Here is a 24,462-nt window from a genome sequence, read left to right on the forward strand (position 1 = left end):
TGTGGACGCGCGGCGACCCGCCGGGGGTTCGGGCGGTGCCGTCAGGTGCGCTCGAAGGAGCTCGGGTACGGGAAGTACCACTCCAGGAAGTCGTGGACGTAGGAGCGTACGTAGTCGCGGCGCTCGGGGGCCGTGTCCACGTCGTTGAGGCAGAAGAAGTCGTAGCCGCGGCGCGCCTTGAGGGACTCGACGCGCTCCTCCAGGTGGGGCTTGCCGACGTCGACATAGCGGTACTTGAACTTCGCCGGGACGGCGCGGCCGGTGAGCAGCGCCAGGTGGTGGTGGAAGGAGGTGGCCGGCGCCACGTCCTCGATCGACCGGAACCGGGACCGCATGGTCCGCTCGATCGCCTCCGGGTAGTCCCGCTCCAGATCGGTCAGCACGTCCCGGCGCTGGGGATGCGGGGTGTGCAGGAACTTGTGGGTGATGGACACCCCGTAGGTCCCCTCCAGCAGCCGGCGCACGTTCCGCCCGGCGGAGTTGGGGGCGGAGGCCTGCGGGTGCGGGGCGCCGACGCCGATCTGGTAGGTCGAGAAGGGCAGCCGGGCGACGCCGCTGGCGTGGAAGAAGTGCTGCGGGGTGACGCTGCGGCCGACGAACACGTCGTCGTTGAAGTACAGGTAGTGGTCCGAGAGGCCCGGGATGTGGTGCAGCCGCGTCTCGATGGCGTGCGAGTTGAAGACCGGCAGGACGCCCCCGGGGAAGATGTCCCTGTGGTCCACGACCGTGACGCCGGGCGCCTCCGGGTCGAGCCACTGGGGGGTCTGGCCGTCGGTGACGATGTACACGTGTCGCACGAAGCCGGCGTACATCTGGAGGGAGCGCAGGGAGTACTTCAGCTCGTCGTGGCTGGTGTAGCGGGACTCGCCGACCTCGCGGGCGGCGATGCCGGCGTCTCCGTCGCCCCGGTACTTCCGACGCTTCGCGCGCAGTTCGGGGTCCTGGCCGTCGACCCAGGTGTAGACGACGTCGATGGGGAAGGTGACGTCCTCCACCGTGGTCACGGTGAACGGCGCGAAGGTGGGGTGGTCCCGCCCGCCGACCGTGACCTTCGCGGGCGTCTGCTCCGCGGTCGGCACCACGTCGGCCACGCGGTTGCGGCGCGGCGCCACGAGGGAGTCGGCCAGCACGTCGGCGGAGGCCTGCGGCGACACCCGTGCCAGCTCCGCCTGCGCCCGCGGACCCGCGAGCACGTCGGCGCCGTCCTGCCAGAACTCCACGTCGCAGCCCAGCTGCGGACCGCCCAGGACCTGCCCCGCGGGGCCCAGCCGCACCACGCCGAACCGCATCACGGGGGCCGCCGACAGCGACTTCGGCCAGGCCTCGTCCGCGAAGAGCGAGAAGTCCGACACACCGCCGGAGCGGGGACGCGCCGCGAACACCACGGTACCCGCGTACAACTCGCGCATCGCCTTCAGGAACGCCTCACGGTCGGACTCGCGCACACCCAGCGCCCACGCGGTCCGCGACACACCCGGCACCACGAAGTAGGAGATCTCCGCGCGCTCCAGCGCGTCGGCGACCAGCGCCAGGTTGTCCGCGGCGGCGCCGGCCGCCGTGAACCCGTCGACCACCCGCCCCCACAGCGGCTCGCCGTCGAACGACGCCTGGCGCACACCCGCGTCGGACCCCAGCAGGCCCTGCCGCTGCCTGGCGAGCCGGGCCGCCGAGGCCCGGTCGCGCACCTTGCGGCCGACGCCGAGTCCCCGTCGCGCCAGCCGGCGGATCCGCCGCGAGGCCGGTGTCATCAACGCTTCCCGGAGGAGGTGCTTTCAGGCGCCTTCTCGAAGGAGCTCGGGAAGGGGAAGTACTCCTCCAGGAAGGAGAACATGCGGGCGGTGACCTCTTCGCGCTGCTCCGGCGGCACGTCGACGTCGTTGAGGCAGAAGAAGTCGTAGTTGCGCTTGGCCCGGATGCCCTCGAGACGGCGGTCCGCGTCCTCACGGCTGATGTTGACGTACCGGAAGCGGAACTTGCCGGGGACGCCCTTGCCGGTGATGTACGCGTGGTTGTAGTGCATCGACGCGGTCATCGCGATGTCGTCGGGCGACCGGAAGCGCGAGCGCATGGTCTGGCCGACCTCCTCGGGGAACATCTCCTCGAGCTCGTTCAGCACCGACCGCACCTGCGGCAGCGGGGTGTGCATGAAGTTGTGCGTGATGAAGCGGTCGTGGGCCTTCATCAGCAGCTGGCGCACGTTCTTGCCGGCCGAGTTGGTCGCGGTCTCGCCGCCGTGCGGCTGGCCGACGCCGACCTTGAGCGGCGAGAACGGGATGCGGGCGATGCCGTTCGCGAAGAAGAAGTGCTGCGGGGTGACGCTGCGGCCGACGAACACGTCGTCGTTGAAGTACAGGTAGTGGTCGGAGAGGCCCGGGATGTGGTGCAGCCGCGTCTCGATGGCGTGCGAGTTGAAGACCGGCAGGACGCCCTCGGGGAAGATGTCCTTGTGGTCCACGACCGTGATGCCGGGCGCGTCGGCGTCCAGCCACTCCGGCTTCTGGCCGTCGGTGACGATGTAGATGTGCCGCACGAAGCCGGCGTACATCTCCAGCGACCGCAGCGAGTACTTCAGCTCGTCGTGGCTGGTGTAGCGGGACTCGTTGGTCTCCTTGTCGAGGATCGCCGGTACGCCCTCGCTCTTGTACTTCTGCCGCTTGGCGCGCAGCTCGGGGTCCTCGCCGTCGACCCAGGTGTAGACGACGTCGATGGGGAACGTGACGTCCTCCACCGTGGTCACGGTGAAGGGCGCGAACGTCGGGTAGTCGCGGCCCTGCACCGTGATCTTCGCGGACTTCTGCTCGCTGGTCGGCATGACGTCCGATATCCGGTTGCGCCGGGGGGCGACCAGGGAGTCGGCCAGCACGTCCGCGGAGGCCTGCGGCGACACGCGCGCCAGCTCCGCCTCCGCGTCGGGACCCGCCAGCACCTCGGCGCCGTCCTGCCAGAACTCCACGTCGCAGCCGAGCAGCGGACCGCCCAGGACCTGCCCCGCGGGGCCCAGCCGCACCACGCCGAAACGCATCACGGGGGCCGCCGACAGCGACTTCGGCCAGGCCTCGTCCGCGAAAAGCGAGAAGTCCGACACACCGCCTGAGCGGGGACGCGCCGCGAACACCACGGTGCCCGCGTACAACTCGCGCATCGACCGCAGGAACGCCTCACGGTCGGACTCGCGCACACCCAGCGCCCACGCGGTCCGCGACACACCCGGCACCACGAAGTAGGAGATCTCCGCGCGCTCCAGCGCGTCGGCGACCAGCGCCAGGTTGTCCGCGGCGGCGCCGGCCGCCGTGAACCCGTCGACCACCCGCCCCCACAGCGGCTCGCCGTCGAACGAGACCTGACGCACACCCGCGTCGGACCGCAGCAGGCCCTGCCGCTGCCGCGTGACCCGCAACAACCACGCCCGGCGCTTCTGCGCCTGCATCGCGCTCTTGGTGCGCGACTTCAGACTGCTTCCGATGCGGGTACGCACACTCACTTCAATCCCAAACCTTTCGGCGAGTCCCGACGTGGCCTACATGACGGAGGCATCAAGGCGACCAGCGGCAACGAGCGCTGTACCCCCATACGGCGCCACACGCGGAGCGCTCGAGGCTCCTCCAGGGTCAAGCCGCAGGGGGGAAGTTTACAGCAACGGTGTCACATTCCTGTTCGATGACATGGGCCGCCACGACGGACGGAGTTCACACTTTCGTTGCCTGCGTTTGCGACCGTCAATTCCGGTCCTTACATCTCCCGTAAGGGTATTCTTCGGACTTATCCGTCCTCTTGAGATTCCGACCGATCACGATCGCCCGGCGATCATATTCGTGACGTAGCACACACTCGCGTTTGAGCGCAGAGTGTTCGGGCGAGCATGCAGACTTACGGTCATGCGTGTACCTTCACTCCCCGAAGTCCGCCGCCTCACGGAAAAAGAGCGAGACGCCTGGTGGACCGTGCTCCTGGTCGACCCCGTCGCCACTCCTCTTGTCCGCTGGACCGCCATGTGGACACGGGTGACCCCGAACCAGATCACCTGGGCCGCCCTGGTGCTCGGCATCGGGGCCGCGGCCTGTTTCGCACAGGGTGACTGGCAGTGGCTGGTGGCCGGTGCCGTCGTCTATCACGTCAGCTTCATCCTGGACTGCATGGACGGGAAGCTCGCCCGTCTGACGGGGAAGGGCTCGGCGTTCGGCGCCTGGCTCGACTACATCTTCGACCGCGTCCGCGTGCTGGTGTGCGCCATCGCCCTGATGGGCGGGCAGTACCAGCGGACGGAGGACGTCACCTACATATGGCTCGCCGTGGCCGTGGTGTTCCTCGACATGCTCCGCTACATGGACGCGCTGGAGATATGGAAGGTCCGCCTGAACATGCGGCGGCGCCAGCGTGAGCGCGCCGAGGAACTGGGCCTGATCGACACCTCCCAGGACAACGGCGCGGACGACGAGGCCGACGACACCCCGGTGAAGGGCACCGCCAAGGTCCCCGCCCAGCCGACGGCCGGCGACGCCTCCGCGGCCGCCGCCACGGCCCCGGCCGCCCCCGCGCACGTGGTGCCCCCGGCCAAGACCTTCATCACGCGCCTGCCCGGTTACGTGCGTCTGCGCGACTTCCTCGTCAGCCACCGGATCCGCATCCACCTGTTCAGCGGCATCGAGTTCCAGATGACGATCTTCATCGTCGCGCCGCTGCTGGGCTCGGTCTTCTGGCCGACGGTCGCCGCGGGCGCCCTGCTCCTCGCCTTCGAGGTGCTCGTGGTCTACCGCCTCCTCCTGGCCACCCGCGCCTTCCAGCGCACCATGGCCCGGTACGACCGCCTGGAGGCGGAGATGAAGTCCGAGACGTCCAGCCCGTCGGAGCAGGCCACGCTGGTCTGAGAGGGAGCAGCCCTCCCCGCGGACAGGATCCCGGTGCCGGAGTCCGTCCAGTCGCTCGACAGGAGTTCACGGAGCGGCTGGGCGTGTCCCGGGGCGGGAGTCCCCCGCACTTCCCGGGCAGCGTGAATTCCGTGGTGCGGGATCTCCTCGAGAAGGACACGGAATTCGACCGGAACGTCCACGCGATTCCTCCTCCGCGTGTCGTCCTCGGCAGAGTGCGCCAACCCGGCGCAGGATCTCACTTGTTACGACAATGCGACAGAAGATGCGACGGCTCCCGGTCTGAGCGGAGATACGCTCAAGCGTCGGACTCCGCGTCGATCACCCGGAGTCGGCAGGTCCCGGCGGCGCCTGGCCCCGGACCGTGTCGCAGACTTCTCACGTCTCGCAGACGCTCCCCGAACAAGGAGAATCCCCGAATTGTCCGCCCGCGATCTCGCGTCCCCACCGCGGCCGTCAGCAGATGGTGCCCCGTCCGTCCCCCACACGCGGGGCGGCTCCCCCGCACCGCCGTCCGCCGGCAGGCCCGCCCCCGCCGGGGGCGGTGCCGGACTGAGGCTGGACATCCAGGGACTGCGCGCCGTCGCGGTCACGCTCGTGGTGGTCGCCCACGCGGGTGTGTCGTCCCTGGCCGGCGGCTTCGTCGGCGTGGACGTCTTCTTCGTCATCTCCGGCTTCCTCATCACCTCGCTGATGCTCCGCGAGTGGAAGCGCGAGGGCCGGATCTCGCTGGGCCGCTTCTACGCCCGCCGGGCCATGCGCCTGCTGCCCGCCTCCACGCTGGTCGTCATCGCGACGCTGGCCGGGTCGTGGCTGTTCCTGGGCCCGCTGCGGTTCGCGGACTACGCCAAGGACGCCATCGCCTCCGCCTGGTACGTCGTCAACTTCCGCCTGGCCGACACGGGCACCGACTACTTCAACACGGACGTGCCGCCCTCGCCGTTCCAGCACTTCTGGTCGCTGGCGGTGGAGGAGCAGTTCTACCTGATCTGGCCCGTCCTGCTGATCGTCGCACTGAAGATCTTCCGGCGCCGCGCCCTGCTGGCGATCCCGCTGCTGGCCCTCGCCGCCGCGTCGTTCGCCGTGAACCTGCACCTCACCGAGACGTCCCCGTCCTGGGCCTACTTCGGCTCGCAGGGCCGCGTCTGGGAGCTGGCGGTGGGCGCCCTGCTGGCGCTGGTGGCGCACCGGCTGGACGACATCCCGCGCCCGGTCGCCGCGGTCCTCAGCTGGGCCGGCCTGGCCGCCATCGCCTACGCGGCGGTGGCCTTCGACGACCACACCGTCTTCCCCGGCCACAACGCCGTGATCCCCGTGCTCGGCGCCGCCGCAGTGCTGGCCGGCGGTGCGGCGGGCGGCCGGTACGGCGCGGGCCTGGTGCTGTCGCTGCGTCCCGCCGTGTGGGTCGGCGGCGTCTCCTACGCCTGGTACCTGTGGCACTGGCCGCTCATCGTCATCGTGCCCGCGGCCGCCGGGTTCGGCGAGCACGAGGGCCCGCTGCGGCTGATCGCCGCCCTGGGCGGTCTGGTGTTGGCCTGGCTGACGCTGAAGCTGGTCGAGGATCCGATGCGGTTCCACCGGGCGTTCAAGGCGCACGCGGCCCGTGGCCTGTCGCTGGGCCTCGGTCTGTCGGCGGTCGCGGCGGTGGCCGCGCTCGTCGCCACGCAGTTCCCGCCGAGCCTGTCCTCGGGCGGCGCCCAGCAGAACACCACGGAGGCGATCGCCCAGGCGCCCGACCCGCAGGCGGCGCTGACCCGGCTGCTGCAGGACCCGGCGGACAAGATGCCGTCCAACCTCTCGCCGAACGTGCACGACGTGGCGTACAAGCGGACGGCCGTCTACAACGACGACTGCGCGCTGACCATGTCGGACGAGAAGCAGACGCAGCCGTGTCTGTACGGCGACAAGGACGGCGACCGCAGCGTGGTGCTGTTCGGCGACTCGCACGTCGCGCAGTGGTTCCCGGCGTTCGACGCGATCGCCCGCGAGCACGGCTGGAAGCTCTACTCGTTCACCAAGAACGCCTGCAAGATCTCCCAGATCACCATCGCCTACAACAACGGTCCCTACTCGTCCTGCGACGACTGGCGTGAGGTGACCATCGACAAGATCCGCGCGATGGAGCCCGAACTGGTCGTCACCTCCAGCTCCAACTCCGCGAAGCTGTGGGGCGAGGGCGACACCGCCACCGAGTGGGGCAAGGGGCAGGCCGAGACGTACCGGATCCTCCAGCAGGGCCGTACCCGCGTGCTCACGCTGCTGGACAACCCCTGGCCGAAGAACAACGCGGTGGACTGCGCGGTCGCCAACCCGGACGACCTGTCCGAGTGCGCCAACACGCTGTCCGAGTCCGACAAGCAGCCCTCGGTGACCAAGGCGATCCGCGAGGCGGCGGCCGCCGAGGACGTTGCGGTCATCGACCCGTCCCCCTGGGTCTGCGCCCCCTCCGGCAACTGCCCGGTCGTGGTGGGCAACACGCTGGTGTACCGGGACTACGGCCACCTGGCGGACGCCTACGTCGAGGCCCTGACCCCGGTGGTGGAGGAGCGGCTGCTGCGGCTCTTCGGGGCGGATCTGAGCCGGACGCCCGGCAACTGAGCCACCGCGCGCACCGAGAAGGGCCCGTTCCGTTCGGAACGGGCCCTTCTCGGTGCGCGCGTCGTGCGATCGCTGCGCCGGCCGGACTAGAACGGCTCGAAGCCGTCGAACTCCCGCTCCGCCTCGTCGCGCTGGGCGTCGCGGTCACGCCGGCGCTGGGCGGCCGGGCGGGGCGCCTCGAAGCGGTGGTCCTCACCGCGGCGGCCGAGCATCTCCGCACCGGCGCTGACGGACGGCTCCCAGTCGAAGACCACGGCGTTGTCCTCGGGGCCGATGGCGACGGCGTCGCCGCCGCGCGCGCCCTCCTTCATCAGCTGCTCCTCGACACCGAGGCGGCCCAGCCGGTCGGCGAGGTAGCCGACGGCCTCGTCGTTGTTGAAGTCGGTCTGGCGCACCCAGCGTTCGGGCTTCTCGCCGCGCACGCGGAACACCAGCTCGCCGCCGGCCTCCTCGCGGGTGACCGTGAAGCCGGTGTCGTCGACCGCCTTGGGACGGATGACGATGCGGGTCGCCTCCTCCTTCGGCCTGGCCGCGCGCGCCTTGGCCACCAGGTCGGCGAGCGCGAAGGACAGCTCGCGCAGACCGGTGTGGGCCACGGCGGACACCTCGAAGACGAGGTAGCCGCGCTCCTCCAGGTCCGGGCGGACCATGTCGGCGAGGTCCTTGCCGTCGGGCACGTCGATCTTGTTGAGGACGACGAGCCGCGGCCGGTTGTCCAGGCCGCCGTACTGGCGCAGCTCCTCCTCGATGACGTCGAGGTCGGAGACGGGGTCGCGGTCGGACTCCAGGGTGGCGGTGTCCAGCACGTGCACCAGGACGCTGCACCGCTCGACGTGGCGCAGGAACTCCAGGCCCAGGCCCTTGCCCTGGCTGGCGCCGGGGATCAGGCCGGGGACGTCGGCGATGGTGTAGACGGTCGAACCGGCGGTCACCACACCGAGGTTGGGCACCAGGGTGGTGAACGGGTAGTCGGCGATCTTCGGCTTGGCGGCGCTGAGCACGGAGATCAGGGACGACTTGCCGGCGCTGGGGTAGCCCACGAGGGCCACGTCGGCGACGGTCTTCAGCTCCAGGACGACGTCGCGCAGGTCGCCCGGCTCGCCGAGCAGCGCGAACCCGGGCGCCTTGCGCCGCGCCGAGGCGAGGGCGGCGTTGCCGAGCCCGCCGCGGCCGCCCTGGGCGGCGACGAAGGAGGTGCCGTGGCCGACGAGGTCGGCGAGCACGTTGCCCGCCTTGTCGAGCACCACGGTGCCGTCCGGCACCGGCAGGACCAGGTCCTGGCCGTCCTTGCCGGAGCGGTTCCCGCCCTCGCCGGGCTTGCCGTTGGTGGCCTTGCGGTGCGGCGAGTGGTGGTAGTCGAGCAGCGTGGTCACGGACTGGTCGACGGTGAGGATCACGTCGCCGCCACGTCCGCCGTTGCCGCCGTCGGGGCCGCCGAGCGGCTTGAACTTCTCGCGATGGACGGAGGCACAGCCGTGACCTCCGCTACCCGCGGCGACATGCAGTTCGACGCGGTCCACGAAGGTGGTCATGGAATGTGCCTCCAGCTACTACGGGGTTGTGTCTCTTGGGTAACACGCGAAAGGCGGACCCGCTTCCCGTCGGGAAGTGAGGTCCGCCTCGCGAAAGTGTCCGATCAGGCGACCGGAACGATGTTCACGACCTTACGGCCACGGTGGGTGCCGAACTGCACCGCACCGGCCTGCAGCGCGAACAGGGTGTCGTCGCCGCCACGGCCGACGCCGGCGCCCGGGTGGAAGTGGGTGCCGCGCTGGCGGACCAGGATCTCGCCCGCGTTGACGGCCTGACCACCGAAGCGCTTCACGCCGAGGCGCTGGGCGTTGGAGTCACGACCGTTACGGGTGGACGATGCGCCCTTCTTGTGTGCCATCTCTCCTCAGTCCCTTACTTCGCAGCCGCGGGGATCTCAGTGACCTTGATCGCCGTGTACTGCTGGCGGTGGCCCTGACGACGGCGGTAGCCGGTCTTGTTCTTGTAGCGCAGAATGTCGATCTTCTGGCCCTTGTGGTGGTCCACGACCTCGGCCTGGACCTTGATGCCGGCCAGCACCCACGGGTCGCTGGTCACGGCGTCGCCGTCGACGACGAGCAGGGTCGAGAGCTCGACCGTGTCGCCGACCTTGGCGGTGGAAATCTTGTCAACCTCGACGATGTCGCCGACAGCAACCTTGTGCTGGCGACCACCGCTGCGCACGATGGCGTACACGCGGATCTCACTCTCACTCGAAGAACGGCACCCCCGCAGGCCAGTCGCCCACGCGCATACGCGGGCGACCTCTCCCGGTCGCGGCCCGCGTCCGGGAGGAAGAGGTTTACGGGGATGTGGCGGTCCCGATGGACACGCCGACGGTCAAGGTTACGGGGCCGGAGCCACGGGGGTCAAACCGGACCCCCGTGCGCCCGCGCCGCTCAGCGACCGGCGACGATCTCCCGTCCGCGGGCGAGGTCGTCGTGGTTGTCGATCTCGACCCACCGGACGTCGCCGATCGGCGCCACGTCGATCCGGAAGCCCCGGTTCACCAGCTCCTGGTAGCCGTCCTCGTAGTACAGCTGCGGGTCCCGCTCGAACGTCGCCTTCAGCGCGTCCGCCAGCGCCTCGGCCGCACCGCCCTCGATCAGCGTCACACCGATGTACTCGCCCGTCGCCTCCGCCGGGTCCATCAGCTTCGTGATCCGCCGCATCCCCTTCTCCGGGTCGACGACGACCTTCATCTCCTCGTCGGCGAGCCGCTTCACCGTGTCCAGCGCCAGGATGATCTGCCTGCCGTCACCCCGCGCGTCCAGCAGCGTCCGCTCCACCGACACGGGATGCACCGTGTCGCCGTTGGCGAGGATCACACCGTCCTTCAGGGCGTCCCGCGCACACCACAGCGAGTAGGCGTTGTTCCACTCCTCCGCCTTGTCGTTGTCGATGAGCGTCAGCTTCAGCCCGTACTTCGCCTCCAGCGCCGCCTGCCGCTCGTACACGGCCTCCTTGCGGTAGCCGACCACGACACCCACCTCGGTCAGCCCGATCTCCGCGAAGTTGCCCAGCGTCAGGTCCAGGACGGTCGCGGCGTCCGGGTCGCCCTCCGCGCCCACCGGCACCAGGGCCTTGGGGAGCGTGTCGGTGTACGGGCGCAGACGCCGGCCGGCGCCGGCCGCGAGCACGAGGCCTATCATCGCGGTCGTTCTCCTTCAGGGACTGGAAAAGCGTGTGGCCCTGCCCCGCAGGGGGACAGGACCACACAGCGTAGACGCTGGTCAGCTCTCGTCGGCCGCGGCCGTGACGGAGGAGGGCGCCTGCTGCTCCGCAGCGGCCGTCTTCTTCGTCGTGGCCTTCTTCGCCGTCGACTTCTTGGCGGTGGTCTTCTTCGCCGCCGTCGTCGTCTTCTTGGCTGCCGTCTTCTTGGCCGTCGTCGTCTTCTTCGTGGCGGCCTTCTTCGCCGTGGCCTTCTTGGCCGTCTTGCGCGCGGCCTTCTTGGCCGGAGCGGCCTCCTCGGCGCCCTCGGCGCCCTCGGCACCCTCGACGGGCTCGGCGGCGGGCTCCTCGGCGCGCTTCTGCTCGTCCGCCGGGGCGGACGGCAGGACCACGACGGCCGTGTCCTCGGACGCGGTCGAGGTGCTCGGCTTGCGCACCGCGCGACGCCGCGGCCGGGCCGGGGCGGGCGCCTCGGGCGCGGCCTCCGGGGCGGCGGCCTCGGCCGGGGTCTCCTCGGCCTTCGGCGCCTCCTCCGTCCTCGCGGACTCGGCGACGGTCACCACCGCGGCCTCGGCGCCCGCCGGGGAACCGGCCGGCGCGGTCGCCTTGCGGGTGGCCCGGCGGCGGGTGCGGCCCTTCGGAGCGGCCTCCTCGGCCTGCGGCACCACGACGTCCTCGGCGGCGGCCGGCTCGGCCAGCGCCTCGGCGGCCGACTCGGGCTGCACGGGACGCCGCGCCTCCTCGGTGGCCGTCACGTCCTGCGCCGTGGGGACGGCCCGCGTCTCCTCGCCGGCGGGCGCCTCCTCGGCGCGCTCCTCGGCCTGCTTGCGGCCGCCCTTGGCGCTCTCACGCTGCGGGGAGCCCGCGGGCGCGGAGGCCCGACGGCTCGCCCGGCGACGCGTACGGCCCCGGGACGCGGCGGCCTCCGCCTCGGCGGCGCTGCTGTACAGCTCCTCGTCCGGCGTGAACTCGGGCGCCGGCAGCGCGGCCGGCTCGGCCACCTCGGCGGCGACCTCGGCCGGCGTCTCCGACTCGGCCTCGGCCTCCTGCTCGGGCGTCTCCACGGCGGCCTCGTGCTCGTGCGGCTGGTCCGCCGCACCGGCCCGGGCGCGCTTGCGGCGCTTGCCGCCCCCGGAGGAGGACGGCTGGTCGAGGTGGACGATGACACCACGGCCGTTGCAGTGGACGCAGGTCTCGGAGAACGACTCCAGCAGACCCTGGCCGACCCGCTTGCGGGTCATCTGGACCAGGCCCAGCGAGGTCACCTCGGCGACCTGGTGCTTGGTGCGGTCCCGGCCCAGGCACTCCAGCAGACGGCGCAGCACCAGGTCCCGGTTGGACTCCAGCACCATGTCGATGAAGTCGATGACGATGATGCCGCCGAGGTCGCGCAGCCGCAGCTGGCGCACGATCTCCTCGGCCGCCTCCAGGTTGTTCCTGGTGACCGTCTCCTCGAGGTTGCCGCCCTGACCGGTGAACTTGCCGGTGTTGACGTCGATGACGACCATCGCCTCGGTCCGGTCGATCACCAGCGAACCGCCGCTGGGCAGCCAGACCTTGCGGTCCAGCGCCTTGGCGAGCTGCTCGTCGATCCGGTACGTGGCGAAGACGTCGACCTCGCTGGTCCACCGCTGCAGACGGTCGGCCAGGTCGGGCGCGACGTGGGAGACGTAGCCGTGGATGGTCTCCCAGGCCTCGTCACCGCTGACGATGACCTTGGAGAAGTCCTCGTTGAAGATGTCCCGGACGACGCGGACGGTCATGTCCGGCTCGCCGTACAGCAGCGTCGGGGCGGTGCCGCCGTTCTTGGACTTCTTCTTGATCTCCTCCCACTGCGCCTGGAGACGCTCGACGTCACGGCGCAGCTCGTCCTCGCTCGCGCCCTCGGCGGCGGTGCGCACGATGACGCCCGCGTCCTCGGGGACGATCTTCTTGAGGATGGTCTTCAGCCGGGACCGCTCGGTGTCGGGCAGCTTGCGGCTGATGCCGGTCATCGAACCCTCGGGCACGTACACGAGGTAGCGGCCCGGGAGGGAGACCTGGCTGGTGAGGCGGGCGCCCTTGTGGCCGATCGGGTCCTTGGTGACCTGGACCAGCACCGGCTGCCCGGACTTCAGCGCGGACTCGATGCGGCGCGGACCGCCGGACATGCCGAGCGCGTCGAAGTTGACCTCGCCGGCGTAGAGCACGGCGTTGCGGCCCTTGCCGATGTCGATGAAGGCGGCCTCCATCGACGGCAGCACGTTCTGCACCTTGCCCAGGTACACGTTGCCGACGTACGAGGTGGCCTGCTCCTTGTTGACGTAGTGCTCGACGAGCACGCCGTCCTCCAGGACGCCGATCTGCGTGCGGTCGCCGTGCTGGCGGACCACCATCACGCGCTCGACGGCCTCGCGGCGGGCCAGGAACTCGGCCTCGGTGATGATCGGCACGCGCCGGCGGCCCTGCTCGCGGCCCTCGCGGCGGCGCTGCTTCTTGGCCTCCAGTCGGGTCGAGCCCTTGATGGACTGCACCTCGTCGGACGGCTCGGCACCCTTCTCCCGCAGGGGACGGGGCTCGCGGACCTTGACGACGGTGCGCTCGGGGTCGTCGGCGGACGGCTCGGGCTCACCGCCGCTGTCCCCGGCACGGCGACGGCGGCGACGACGGCGACGGCTGCTGCTGGAGCCGCCGTTGTCCTCGGACTCCTCGCGCTCCTCGGCGTCCTCGTCGCTCCGTCCGTCGGTGTCCTCGGCGTCCTGCGCGGACTGCTCGGTCCCGGCCCGCTCTGCGGCTTCGGTGTCGTCGTCCTGCTGCTCGCCGCTGTCGGCGTCGGCGGACTCACCACGGCGGCGACGACGGCCGCCACGGCGACGGCGGCGGCGCGAACCGGACGACTCGTGGTCGTCGTGGTCGTCGCCCTCGTCGCTGTCGGCCCGGTCCTCGGCCTGATCGAGGGCTTCCTCGGCGTCGGCCTCGGGGGTCTCCTCGGCGGCGGCCGGAGCGGCGGCCTCGGGCTCGTCGGAGGCGCCCTTGCGGCGACGGCGACGGCGGGAGGCGGCGGGCTGCTCCTCCGGGAGCTCCTCGGTCTCCTCCTCCGGCTCCGCGCTCTCGGCGAGTCCGGCGGCGGCCTCGGCGGCGGCCCGCTCCGGGGTCTGGAAGCGGGGCTCGGTGAACACCGGCGGCTGGAACACGGCGACGGCGGGACGCGCGGGACGGCGCGGGGCGTCGTCCTTGTCCTCGGCCTCGGCGCCGCGGGCGGGGCGCGCGGGCTCGGCGAACCCGGCGGCGGCCTTGCGGACGACGCGCCGGCGGCGGCGCGGGCCGCCCTCCTCGGCGGGGGCCTGCGCGGCGAGCGCCTCGGCGGGGGTCTCGTCCTGCTTGTCGTTCTCCGTCACCGGGGCCTCCTCGGTGGTCGGGGCGGCCTGCTCGGTCTCGTCGTCGCCCAGTGCGGCGACGGCCTCCGCCGTCGCTTCGGCGGCGGGAGCACCGGCGGGCGCGGACGCGCGCCGAGAGGCACGGCGGCGGGAGCGGCGCGGGGCGGCGTCCTCGGCGACGTCGGCGGCGGGCTCGGCGGCCGTGTCGGCGGCGGCCGGGGCGGTCTCTTCCGCAGCGGGCTCCTCCGCCTTCGGCTCGGCGGGGGTCTCGGCGCTCTCGGGCACCGCGGCGGTCTCATCGGCGGCCCCGGTGTCGGCGGCCGGCGCCGGGGCGGTCACGGTGCGCGTGACACGGCGCCGGGAGCGGCGCGGAGCAGCGTCCTCCGTCACGGCGGCGGCCGGCTCGGGCGCCGGGGAGGCGGCCTCGGACGCCGCGGCGGTCTCGGGCACCGCGGCGGTCTCGGGCACCGCGGCGGTCTCGTCGGCGGCCCCGGTGTCGGCGGGCGGCGCCGGGGCGGTCACAGTGCGCGTGGCACGGCGCCGGGTGCGGCGCGGAGCAGCGTCCTCCGTGGTGTCGGCGGCCGGTTCGGCCGGGGTCTCGGCGCTCTCGGGCACCGCGGCGGTCTCGTCGGCGGCCCCGGTGTCGGCGGGCGGCGCCGGGGCGGTCACAGTGCGCGTGGCACGGCGCCGGGTGCGGCGCGGAGCAGCGTCCTCCGTGGTGTCGGCGGCCGGTTCGGGCGCCGGGGAGGCGGCCTCGGACGCGGGCTGCGCCGCGGGGACGACGGTCTCGGCGGCCTCCGCTGACGCCGGTGCTCCGGCGGGCGCGGCCGCGCGGCGGACCACACGGCGACGCCGGGCCGCGGGGGCCCCGGTCTCCTGCTGGGTGTCGGTCGCGCCCTCGGCGGGCAGGGGCGTCTCCGCCGGTTCGGCGGGCGCCTCCGCGGCCGGTATGGCCGACGTGACGGTCTCCGCCGTGCTGCCTTCGGCGGCGGCGGGCGGGCCCGCCGGGCGGGACGCGGCCCTGCGTCGCCGACGGGGCGGCAGGGTGTCGCTGGGGGTGTTCGGTTCGGAACCCTCGGTGGGCTCGGTCGGTTCGAGCATGCGGGCGTTTCTCCCGTCAGGCTCCCGGGCGCCGCGCCTGGTCCGGCGATGCCGGTGACGTCCGCGGCCCGCGCGGTGCGCGGTGGCCGCCGTCCGGGGCGCGGGCGCCGCTCGGAAGCTCTCTGTGTCCTGTCTCGCCGGTTCCGTACGCCGAATGCGTACGGCCTGGCGAAAGTCTTCTGGTCGGTGCGCTGCCCGACCCAGGTGGCTCCCGAGTTCGAGGGCGGCGCTTACGACGTCCGTCCCTACGCGGGACCTTCCTTACGCCGGCGCCGTCGCGGCGGCAGTGGCGGCGGCCGTGTGCGGCTCGGTCGCTGCTGCCTCGCGGTCGGGCGCGAGCGGGTCGGTCACCGTGCCGGTCTCTTCATCGAACAGCCCCTGCGCCAGCCTGGTCACCGCTACGGGGACCGGCGGCGCCAGGTCGGCCACGGCGCGGAGACCGGACAGGACGTCGTCGGGTCGTACGGCAGGCGTCACGTGCCGAACAACCAGCCGCAGTATCGCACAGGGCCGGTCGGTCGGCCTATCAGCCGGCGAGGAGTCCGTCGCGGCGTCCTCCTCGACGGTTTCGAGGGAGGCGACCGCGGAACGGGCGTCGAAGGTACGGATGCCGTTCTTCATGCGGCGCTGGACCTCGACACTCTCGGCCGCCTCGAAGGCGTCCACCGCGCGGCGGGCGTCCTCGGGGGCGACGCCGTCCAGCCGCAGCTCCCACACCGAGGCCGTGAGCCGGTCGGCCAGCCCGGAGGTGCGGGCCTCGACGGCCTCGACGATGTCGAGCCCGCCGGGCATCGACTCGTCGAGCAGGGCCCTCAGACGCTCGGGGTCCCGCGGCTCGGTGAGCGCGATCTCCAGGTACTCGGCCTCACTGCCCGTGCCGGTGGGTGCGGCATTGGCGTACGACACCTTCGGGTGCGGCGTGAAACCGGCCGAGTACGCCATGGGCACCTCGGCGCGGCGCAGCGCGCGCTCGAAGGCACGCTGGAAATCACGGTGGCTGGTGAACCGGAGGCGGCCGCGCTTGGTGTAGCGCAGTCGGATGCGCTGCACCGCGGGTGCGGGCGGCGGGCCTTCGGGCTGTCGCTTGCCCAGTGGATCTTCTCCTTGTCGCAAGAAGGCGCGGGAAGCGCCTTCCCCTTCCAGGGTACGGCCGTACGGGACGGCCCCGGCGGGCCCGGCCGGGCGCCGGACCGTGTCCCTCTCAGGGTACGTGCCCGTGGGGGCGCCGGTTCCCCGGCGTCACCAGCCGGCGGGACGCTGTCCCCGCGCGCCGGCACCAGCTCCGGTACCCCGGGAGACACCGGACATGCCGTCCCGTGCGGGGCGGGGTCCGGGAAAGCCGTGGGGCGTGGCCGTGGGGAGGGACGGGGCGGGCCAGGCAGACCCGTCAGCGCTTGGCCAGCGGAATGCGTTCATCCCGTCCGCCTGGTGACACGACAGCTCCCTTCACAGCCTGATCGTCCCGCTTGCCCGCTGTTCCGGGACCACCGAGGAGCGCCCGCCGGACGTCCTGACGGACCTGGCGGACCGTCAGACGGACGGAGCGAAGGGTGTCCCCTGTGATGCGCCCCACACTGCGTGCGGCATTCGCGACCGGTCTCAGCACCGCGTCACGGACTGCGTGACCGACCGGAGTGAGCACGGTCCGGTACACCCATCGGGCCGGCTCCACGACCGTCCACCGGAACAAGGCGGCGAGGGCGCGACCCACGGCGAGCGAGACGTACCCGGCGACCCGCCAGGCATGCCCGAGGGCCGCTCCGACCTCCCGCGCGACGACGGCCAGCACCCGGCCGACGGGCGCCAGCACCCAGCGCCACACGGCGGCAGCGGGCCACACCACCAGGACGCGAGCCATCCAGTACAGGGCCGTGGCGATCCCGGCGACGAGCAGCGAGGTCACCGCGAAGACCCCCCGGCCGCACCACGCCAGCGCGTGCCCGACCGGAGTGAGCACCCACCGGTACAGCCACACCGACGGCACGACGAGAAGCCGGTGCCCCAACCAGGCCAGGGCGTGCCCGAAGGGCGTCAGCACCCTCCGGTACAGCCACCCGGCCGGGACGACGACCAGTACCAGGCCCAGCCACCGCAGCGCCGCCCCGAGCGGCACCAGCACCCAGCGCCAGAGCGCGACGAACGGCCACACGAACACCGCGCGCCCCACCCATGCCAGCGCGCGCCCCACTGGACGGAACACCCTGCCGTTGAGGAACCGCCCCGCGACCACCAGGGCGTCCCACACCATCCGCACCGGCACCACCAGCACGAGCGCCACGACCCGCACCGGCATGCGCAGCGCGACGACGAGGCACCCCTCGCCGGCCTGCTCCTCCCGCGACTTCTCCAGATCCATACCAGCGAGGACGCCAGGGACGCCCGCGCGGATCCGAGCACACCCTCGCGGGCCCTTCATATGCTGAAAGTCCCATCGAAAAAAGGAAATTCGGAGCCTTCGACAAACCAATTGTCGCTATGGCCGTTCACTCATTCGCCGCGCATCCAAGTGAAAGTGCCGCCGTTAGTCGCTGTATGAAGGCAAGCAGGTCAGCTCCACCCCAACTGCACTGCAGGCAAACGCCGTTGAGTGCTCCCGCCGGCCCGATGAATCAATCCTGACATGAATGATGAACGCTACGACCCGCTCTGGTACAACGCCGACGCATCGGACCCGTTCACCGAAATGGGTACCGGCCGGCACCGGGCCGGAGCCGTCTACGCGGAGCCCGTCGAGCCCGCCGTGCCGCCCTGGGACCCGGCCGAGGAACTGGCCTACCTCCTCCAGGAGGCCCGCACCGACGAGTACGCCGCCCCCACGGTGCCGCCGCCGCGCGAGGAGACCTCGGTCACCGCTCCCCCGGTCGGCAGCCCCATGGGCAACCTGCAGGAGATCACGGCCGAACTGCCGCCCCTGCGCTCCGCGCCGCGCGCCCACCGCAAGCCCCCACGGCCACGCCCCGACGCCCTGCGCGTCGCCAGCTACACCATCGCCGCGATGGCGGCGGTCACCGTGTCGATGGTGAGCGTCTTCAGCGGCGTGGTCACCTACGAGCCGCTGCTCCTCGTCACCACGGCACACAGCAGCGGCGACTCCTCGTCCTGGTGGCCGATCCTGGTGTACGGCCCCTGGCTGGCCGGCTCCCTCTCCATCCTCCGCGCGGCCCTCCATCAACGACGCGCCCTGCACTCCTGGTTCGTCGTCCTGCTCTTCTCCTCCGTCGCGGTCCTGCTCTGCGTGGCCCAGGCGCCCCGCACCGTCACGGACACGGCGGCCGCGGCCCTCCCGGGCGTCGCCGCCCTGGCCTGCTTCCAGCAACTGGTCCGCCAGATCACCCTCACCCGCCCACCCCGCCGCACGGTCAGCCCCCGCCACCGCGTCCGCCCGTACAACGGCCGCCAGGTCCCGTGACCCACATGTCGCGCACCCCTGTGGAACGGAGCAGCAGCCCCTCCGTCAGGGGCTGCTGCTCCGTTCCACAGGGGTGCGCCGCCGGGTTCAGTGCGCGTGACCGCTCGGCACCGGACCCGCGTTCCTGACCACCAGCGGCAGGCCCTGGATCTAGGTGTCCATCTGCGTTACAGAGATAAACGCCTGCATCTGCTTCTACGCTGGTCACTATGAGGAATCGAGGACACCGGCGGCTGGCGGCAGACCGAGCGGTCTACAACGTGGAAGCCGAGTGGACCGAAGCCGACCTTGCGCTGTTGGAGGAGCTGAAGCGGGCCGAGGCCCTGCTCCCCGAGGACGCTCCTCGGGCGCTCCTGTCGATCCGACTGTCGGTGCTGACGGACGACACGACGTCACCAGTGCGACAGGAGCTTGATCTCCGCATCCTGGCCAGGGAGCGAGGCTGCCGAGTCATCGGTGTCGCCTCGGATCTGAACGTGTCCGCGACGAAGGTCCCGCCGTGGAAACGGAAGGAGCTCGGGGACTGGTTGAACAACCGCTCCCCCGAGTTCGACGAGATCCTGTTCTGGAAGCTCGATCGCTTCGTACGTCGTCTCTCCGATCTCTCGACGATGATCGAGTGGAGCCTGAAGCGCGGGAAGAATCTGGTATCGAAGAACGACAGCCTCGACCTCACGACGACGGCCGGAAGGATCATGGTAACGATCATCGGTGGCATCGCCGAGATCGAAGCAGCCAACACCTCCACGCGCGTCACGAGTCTGTGGGACTACGCGAAGTCGCAGGAGGACTGGCTCGTCGGGAAGCCGGCGTACGGATACGTCACGGACGAGGACGACACGGGGAAGGTCGTTCTCGCCATCGATCCCGAGGCGTACAAGGCACTGCACTGGGCTCGGCACATGGCGCTTCGGGGGCGTTCCGCCCGTTTCATGGTGCGCTGCCTGAAGAGGTCCGGCCTCATGAGCCAGGGGCTCACCGTGGCGACGCTCCTCCGCCGTCTCCGCAATCCGGCACTCCTCGGTCACCGCGTGGAAGAGGACAAGAACGGAGGACAGCGCCGTTCGAAGCCGGTCCTCGGCAAGGACGGCAGTCCTATCAGGGTCGCTCCCCCCATCTTCACCGAGGAGGAGTTCGAGACCCTGGGCGCCGCTCTCGACAAGCGCAAGAGGAAACAGCCCCCGCGCCGTGTCGGTGGAGCGACCCAGTTCCTCGGCGTTCTCCTGTGCGCCGACTGCAAGACGAACATGACGGTCCAGATCACGAGCAACATGCACGGGACCTACCAGTACCTGCGATGCCGCAACTGCAAGAGCGGCGGACTCGGGGCACCCGACCCCGAGCGGATCTACGAGCGCCTGGTCGAGGACGTGCTCAAGGTCCTCGGAGACTTCCCCGTGCAGGTACGCCAGTACGCAGAGGGCACCGAGGCACGGAAGGAGATCAAGCGACTGCAGGACTCCATCGCGCTGTACATGAAGGAGCTCGAACCTGGAGGCCGGTACACGAAGACCCGGTTCACGAAGGAGCAGGCAGAGGCAACGCTCGACAAGCTCATCGGGGAATTGGAGTCCATCGACCCCGAGACGGCGAAGGACCGGTGGGTCAACGTCCACGGCGGCAAGACCTTCCGTGAGCACTGGCAGGAAGGCGGCATGGAGGCCATGTCCGCAGACCTGTACCGAGTCGGGATCCGCTGCGAGATCGCCCGTACGAAGGTGCCGAAGGTCCGGGCGCCGAAGGTGCACCTTCGCTTGCTGATCCCGAAGGACGTACGTGAACGGCTCGTGATCCGCGAGGACGACTTCGCGCGAGCCTCACCTCGAAGCGACGCCAGGACAGCTCGGGATACGTGATGAAGCCGACGCCGGGACAGACCGGGTGATCGGGGCCCTCCTCCAGCGCGCCACGAACACGCCGAACGACTCGATTGCCGCCACCGTGCCGATCCGGTCACCTCGGACCGGGTGACTTCCGCCACCACACCGCTGCAGCGCTCACCGACCTGGAACGGGCCAGAAAGCTCCTGATGGCCTGATCGTCCGACGCGTCCCCCATGTCGTGGGAGATCCCACCCAAGCAGCTAGACCCATTCCACCTCGGACTGGATGCCCGCGTGAGCGCCGGCGGCCGGCAGAGGCCTCCGGGGAGTCTCTCGGATCGCCTGCCGCGTCTGCACCGACCCTAGCGAACCGAGCACCGCGGCCACCTCCTCCTGTGTGGCGTCCGCCACAGCCTCAGCGATGCGCCGCAGTGGCTCAGTCATCCCCGCTCCCCCGTTTCAGCCGGCCGGAGCCGACTTCTTGACCGTCAGCGGCAGCAGCTTCTTGCCGCTCTCGCTCAGTTGCGGCCAAGTGTCGAACTGAGGACACACCCCGCAGTCGAAGCACGGCGTCCAGCGGCAGTCCTCGACCTCGGTCTCGTCGAGGGCGTCCTGCCAGTCCTCCCAGAGCCAGTCCTTGTCCAGACCCGAGTCGAGGTGATCCCAGGGGAGCACCTCTTCGTAGGAGCGCTCACGGGTGGTGTACCAGTCGACGTCCACGCCGAACGGGGCCAGCGCCTTCTCCGCGCACTGCATCCAGCGGTCGTAGGAGAAGTGCTCGCGCCAGCCGTCGAAGCGGCCGCCGTCGTCGTAGACCGCGCGGATGACGGCGCCGGTACGGCGGTCGCCGCGGGAGAGCAGGCCCTCGACGATGCCGGGCTTGCCGTCGTGGTAGCGGAAGCCGATGGAGCGGCCGTACTTCTTGTCGCCGCGGATCTTGTCGCGGAGCTTGGCCAGACGCTCGTCCGTCTCCTCGGCGGAGAGCTGCGGCGCCCACTGGAACGGCGTGTGCGGCTTGGGCACGAAGCCGCCGATGGAGACCGTGCAGCGGATGTCGTTGGAGCCGGAGACCTCGCGGCCCTTCTGGATGACGCGCGTGGCCATGTCGGCGATCTGCAGCACGTCGTCGTCGGTCTCGGTGGGCAGGCCGCACATGAAGTACAGCTTGACCTGGCGCCAGCCGTTGCCGTAGGCGGTGGCGACGGTGCGGATCAGGTCCTCCTCCGAGACCATCTTGTTGATGACCTTGCGGATGCGCTCCGAGCCGCCCTCGGGCGCGAAGGTGAGACCGGACCGGCGGCCGTTGCGGGTCAGCTCGTTCGCCAGGTCGATGTTGAACGCGTCGACGCGGGTCGAGGGCAGCGAGAGGCCGACCTTGTCTTCCTCGTAGCGGTCCGCGAGGCCCTTGGCGATGTCGCCGATCTCGCTGTGGTCGGCGGAGGACAGGGAGAGCAGGCCGACCTCTTCGAAGCCGGTCGCCTTGAGGCCCTTGTCGACCATGTCGCCGATGCCGGTGATGGAGCGCTCGCGGACCGGGCGGGTGATCATGCCGGCCTGGCAGAAGCGGCAGCCGCGGGTGCAGCCGCGGAAGATCTCCACGGACATGCGCTCGTGCACCGTCTCGGCGAGCGGGACGAGGGGCTGCTTGGGGTAGGGCCACTCGTCGAGGTCCATGACGGTGTGCTTGGACACGCGCCACGGCACGCCGGAGCGGTTGGGCACGACGCGGGCGATCCGGCCGTCGGGGAGGTACTCGACGTCGTAGAAGCCGGGGACGTACACGCCGCCGGTCTTGGCCAGGCGCAGGAGGAGTTCCTCGCGGCCGCCGGGGCGGCCCTCCTCCTTCCAGGCGCGGATGATCCGCGTGACCTCGAGGACGGCCTGTTCGCCGTCGCCGATGATCGCGCAGTCGATGAAGTCGGCGATCGGCTCCGGGTTGAACGCCGCGTGGCCGCCGGCCATGACGATCGGGTCGTCGAGGTCGCGGTCCCTGGCCTCCAGCGGGATGCCGGCCAGGTCCAGGGCGGCGAGCATGTTGGTGTAGCCCAGCTCCGTGGAGAAGCTCAGGCCGAACACGTCGAAGGCCCGCACCGGACGGTGGCCGTCGACGGTGAACTGCGGCACACGGTGTTCGCGCATCAGCGCCTCGAGGTCCGGCCAGACGCTGTAGGTGCGCTCGGCCAGGACGCCGTCCTGTTCGTTGAGGACCTCGTAGAGGATCATGACGCCCTGGTTGGGGAGTCCGACCTCGTACGCGTCCGGGTACATGAGGGCCCAGCGGACGTCGCAGGAGTCCCAGTCCTTGACCGTGGAGTTGAGCTCTCCGCCGACGTACTGGATCGGCTTCTGCACATGCGGGAGCAGAGCTTCGAGCTGCGGGAACACAGACTCGGCGGCTTCGGCAGGCATCTCGCGAACCTTCGTGTGGGGTGACTGCTGGTCCCCCGGGCCGGTGCCTCAGGGGCGGGTGACCATCCAGCCTAACCCGCCCGGAGGGGTCTCCCGTACGGCGCTCAGAACGGGAACGCCCGGCTGATCGAACTCCACGCCTCGGGCAGCGCCTCCTCGGCGGCCCGGGCGCGGTGCGCCTCACCGGCGTGGAGCACCCCGTACGTGAAGTCGCTCTCGCCTGCCGCGTGCGCCACGGCGGCCAGTTCGCGCAGGGTGCGGCGGGCCATGACGCTGTCCTGGTGGTCGCCGAGCAGGCCCTGCAGTGACTTCATGTCCTTGACGGCCTCCTCGGCCGGCTCGCCGAGCGCGGGGACGGCGGCCTCGGCGGCGTACCTCGTGCGCTTGCTCTTCTTGCGCGCCTCGTGCAGCGCGGTGTCGCGCTCCGTGCCGGGCGGCAGTTCCAGGGCGTGCTCCACCAGCCCGGCCAGCTTGCCGAAGTCCTTGCGTACGGCCTTGGCCAGGACCTTGTCCGGGCGGGCTGCGGCCTTCTTGCGCAGGGGCGGGTCGGACAGCAGGCCGTCGAGGGTGTCGAGGAGGGTGAGGTGGCGGCGCGAGTCGAGGATGGCGACGAGTTCGTGGTGGGCGCCTTTGTGGCGGGCCTCGGACCAGGCGGCGAGGCGCTCGGCGACCGGGCCGGTGACCTGGTCGGCGGGGAGTCGGCCGAGGGCGTGGGTGAGGCGTTCGGCGAGGACCTCCTGGTCGCGGTCCTTGCCCAGCTCGGCGGCCAGCCACTTCAGGTCGGCGGCGACCGGGTCGGTGGCCGCGCGGTCGAGGACGGCGCGGAAGCTGCGGAAGGTGCTGCGCAGTCGCCGGGTGGCGACCCGCATGCGGTGCACGGCGTCGGGGACGTCCTGCCGCACGGCGGGGTCCAGTTCGACGAGGGCGTCGCGCTGGGCGCGGACGTAGGCGAGGACGTGGTCGCCTGCGGTGACGGGGGTGCCGTCCGGGCGGGGGCGGTGCTTGTGCCGGGGGGCGGCCTCGGGTGCGGTGGCGGGGGGTGGGCAGGCGGCGGCCTCCTGCGTGGAGGATCCGGCGGTTCGGGCGGTTTGGGTCTCGGCGAGGGCGCGGGCCAGTTTCGAGGACGACGACGAGGGCCGTACGCCTGCCTTCCTCAGTCGTTTCTCCACCTTGTCGAGGAAGGCCGGGTCGCCGTCGTCGGCGAGTTCCACCTCGATCTCGGTCCAGCGCGCCTCTCCTCCCCCGCCGGTGAGGCGTTCGGCGTGGACGGTGTCGACGCTGATTTCGGCGAGCAGCTGGTCCTGGTCGTCGAGGAGGTGCCGGACGTCGCGGTCGGAGCGGAGGCGGACCACGGGCCGCAGTTCCCGGTCGCGGACGCGGGAGCGGACCAGGGCCGCGAGTTCGTCCGGGAGGGTGTCGGAGAGCGGGGCGCGGATTTCGTCGCGCACGCCGGGGGCGACGGGGAACTTGAGGTGCCAGCCGGCGTCGGCGCCTCCGGTGCGGCGGCGCAGGGTGATGGAGGACGCGGCGAGACGCTGGTCGGCGGTGTCGTGGTAGGTGGCGTCGAGGTGGGTGACGCCCCGCCCGTGCACGGACGCGACGCCGGGTACCCGGGTCAGGTCCGGCAGAGTGGCGTCGTCGGACTCGTACTTCCGCTCGATCTCGCGCTTGGTGTCCGCCATGTACCGAATCTAGTCGCCC

Annotated in this window: 15 protein-coding genes; 4 read left to right on the forward strand and 11 right to left on the reverse strand. The window is 71.3% G+C overall.

All coding sequences use genetic code 11. The features are described from left to right. Nucleotides 1–41 precede the first annotated feature (41 nt). Together MTR79_RS27715 and MTR79_RS27720 are read right to left on the reverse strand one after the other, a co-directional pair. Nucleotides 42–1,748: a stealth family protein gene (locus MTR79_RS27715; protein ID WP_244792194.1), complete on the reverse strand. Its 1,707-nt coding sequence runs from the start codon at nucleotides 1,746–1,748 to the stop codon at nucleotides 42–44. Then, entirely contained in the window at nucleotides 1,748–3,481 is a 1,734-nt protein-coding gene (locus tag MTR79_RS27720; protein WP_346152970.1) for a stealth family protein, read from the reverse strand. Before MTR79_RS27720 ends, MTR79_RS27715 begins: the two co-directional genes overlap by 1 nt. A gap of 394 nt (nucleotides 3,482–3,875) precedes the next feature. Between MTR79_RS27720 and MTR79_RS27725 the strand changes: the two genes are divergently transcribed. Both MTR79_RS27725 and MTR79_RS27730 read left to right on the forward strand, forming a co-directional pair. Beyond that, on the forward strand, nucleotides 3,876–4,865 hold the full coding sequence (locus tag MTR79_RS27725) for a CDP-alcohol phosphatidyltransferase family protein (RefSeq protein ID WP_048460881.1): 990 nt from the start codon (nucleotides 3,876–3,878) through the stop codon (nucleotides 4,863–4,865). A gap of 420 nt (nucleotides 4,866–5,285) precedes the next feature. Then, a complete protein-coding gene (locus MTR79_RS27730) occupies nucleotides 5,286–7,463 on the forward strand; it encodes an acyltransferase family protein (RefSeq protein WP_086704837.1) in 2,178 nt (725 codons plus the stop codon). An 86-nt stretch (nucleotides 7,464–7,549) separates the two neighbouring features. Here the strand turns inward: MTR79_RS27730 and obgE are convergent, their stop codons facing one another. The 7 genes from obgE to MTR79_RS27765 form a co-directional block, all read right to left on the reverse strand. Further along, nucleotides 7,550–8,995, reverse strand: a complete 1,446-nt coding sequence (gene obgE, locus MTR79_RS27735; protein ID WP_086704836.1) for a GTPase ObgE — start codon at nucleotides 8,993–8,995, stop codon at nucleotides 7,550–7,552. A gap of 104 nt (nucleotides 8,996–9,099) precedes the next feature. Beyond that, the gene (gene rpmA / locus MTR79_RS27740) at nucleotides 9,100–9,354 is read right to left on the reverse strand and encodes a 50S ribosomal protein L27 (RefSeq protein WP_003976205.1); all 255 of its coding nucleotides are present in this window, start codon (nucleotides 9,352–9,354) and stop codon (nucleotides 9,100–9,102) included. 14 nt (nucleotides 9,355–9,368) lie between these two features. Continuing rightward, nucleotides 9,369–9,689 carry a 50S ribosomal protein L21 gene (gene rplU / locus MTR79_RS27745; RefSeq protein WP_004931419.1) on the reverse strand — a complete coding sequence of 107 codons (321 nt, stop codon included), beginning with the start codon at nucleotides 9,687–9,689 and terminating at the stop codon, nucleotides 9,369–9,371. Between the two features lie 203 nt (nucleotides 9,690–9,892). Further along, nucleotides 9,893–10,645: a phosphocholine cytidylyltransferase family protein gene (locus MTR79_RS27750; protein ID WP_199208643.1), complete on the reverse strand. Its 753-nt coding sequence runs from the start codon at nucleotides 10,643–10,645 to the stop codon at nucleotides 9,893–9,895. Nucleotides 10,646–10,726: 81 nt separating this feature from the next. After that, nucleotides 10,727–15,121: an Rne/Rng family ribonuclease gene (locus MTR79_RS27755; protein WP_244792195.1), complete on the reverse strand. Its 4,395-nt coding sequence runs from the start codon at nucleotides 15,119–15,121 to the stop codon at nucleotides 10,727–10,729. A 261-nt stretch (nucleotides 15,122–15,382) separates the two neighbouring features. Continuing rightward, entirely contained in the window at nucleotides 15,383–16,171 is a 789-nt protein-coding gene (locus tag MTR79_RS27760) for a TIGR03936 family radical SAM-associated protein (protein ID WP_086704612.1), read from the reverse strand. A 337-nt stretch (nucleotides 16,172–16,508) separates the two neighbouring features. Next, on the reverse strand, nucleotides 16,509–17,477 hold the full coding sequence (locus tag MTR79_RS27765) for a hypothetical protein (protein ID WP_244792196.1): 969 nt from the start codon (nucleotides 17,475–17,477) through the stop codon (nucleotides 16,509–16,511). Nucleotides 17,478–17,741: 264 nt separating this feature from the next. Here MTR79_RS27765 and MTR79_RS27770 point away from each other — a divergent pair, with 264 nt between their 5' ends. Continuing rightward, complete coding sequence (locus MTR79_RS27770) at nucleotides 17,742–18,530, forward strand: DUF2637 domain-containing protein (protein WP_048460865.1); 789 nt, start codon at nucleotides 17,742–17,744, stop codon at nucleotides 18,528–18,530. A gap of 260 nt (nucleotides 18,531–18,790) precedes the next feature. Continuing rightward, on the forward strand, nucleotides 18,791–20,386 hold the full coding sequence (locus MTR79_RS27775) for a recombinase family protein (RefSeq protein WP_244792197.1): 1,596 nt from the start codon (nucleotides 18,791–18,793) through the stop codon (nucleotides 20,384–20,386). A 425-nt stretch (nucleotides 20,387–20,811) separates the two neighbouring features. Here MTR79_RS27775 and MTR79_RS27780 read toward each other — a convergent pair whose 3' ends face one another. Further along, a complete protein-coding gene (locus MTR79_RS27780) occupies nucleotides 20,812–22,761 on the reverse strand; it encodes a TIGR03960 family B12-binding radical SAM protein (RefSeq protein ID WP_244792198.1) in 1,950 nt (649 codons plus the stop codon). A 104-nt stretch (nucleotides 22,762–22,865) separates the two neighbouring features. Next, nucleotides 22,866–24,443 (reverse strand): CYTH and CHAD domain-containing protein, encoded by a 1,578-nt coding sequence (locus MTR79_RS27785; protein WP_189365718.1) that lies wholly within the window; start codon nucleotides 24,441–24,443, stop codon nucleotides 22,866–22,868. Nucleotides 24,444–24,462 lie beyond the last annotated feature (19 nt).

Origin of the sequence: Streptomyces sp. BJ20, from assembly GCF_022869105.1 — a bacterium.
Classification (GTDB): Bacteria; Actinomycetota; Actinomycetes; order Streptomycetales; family Streptomycetaceae; genus Streptomyces; species Streptomyces griseoincarnatus.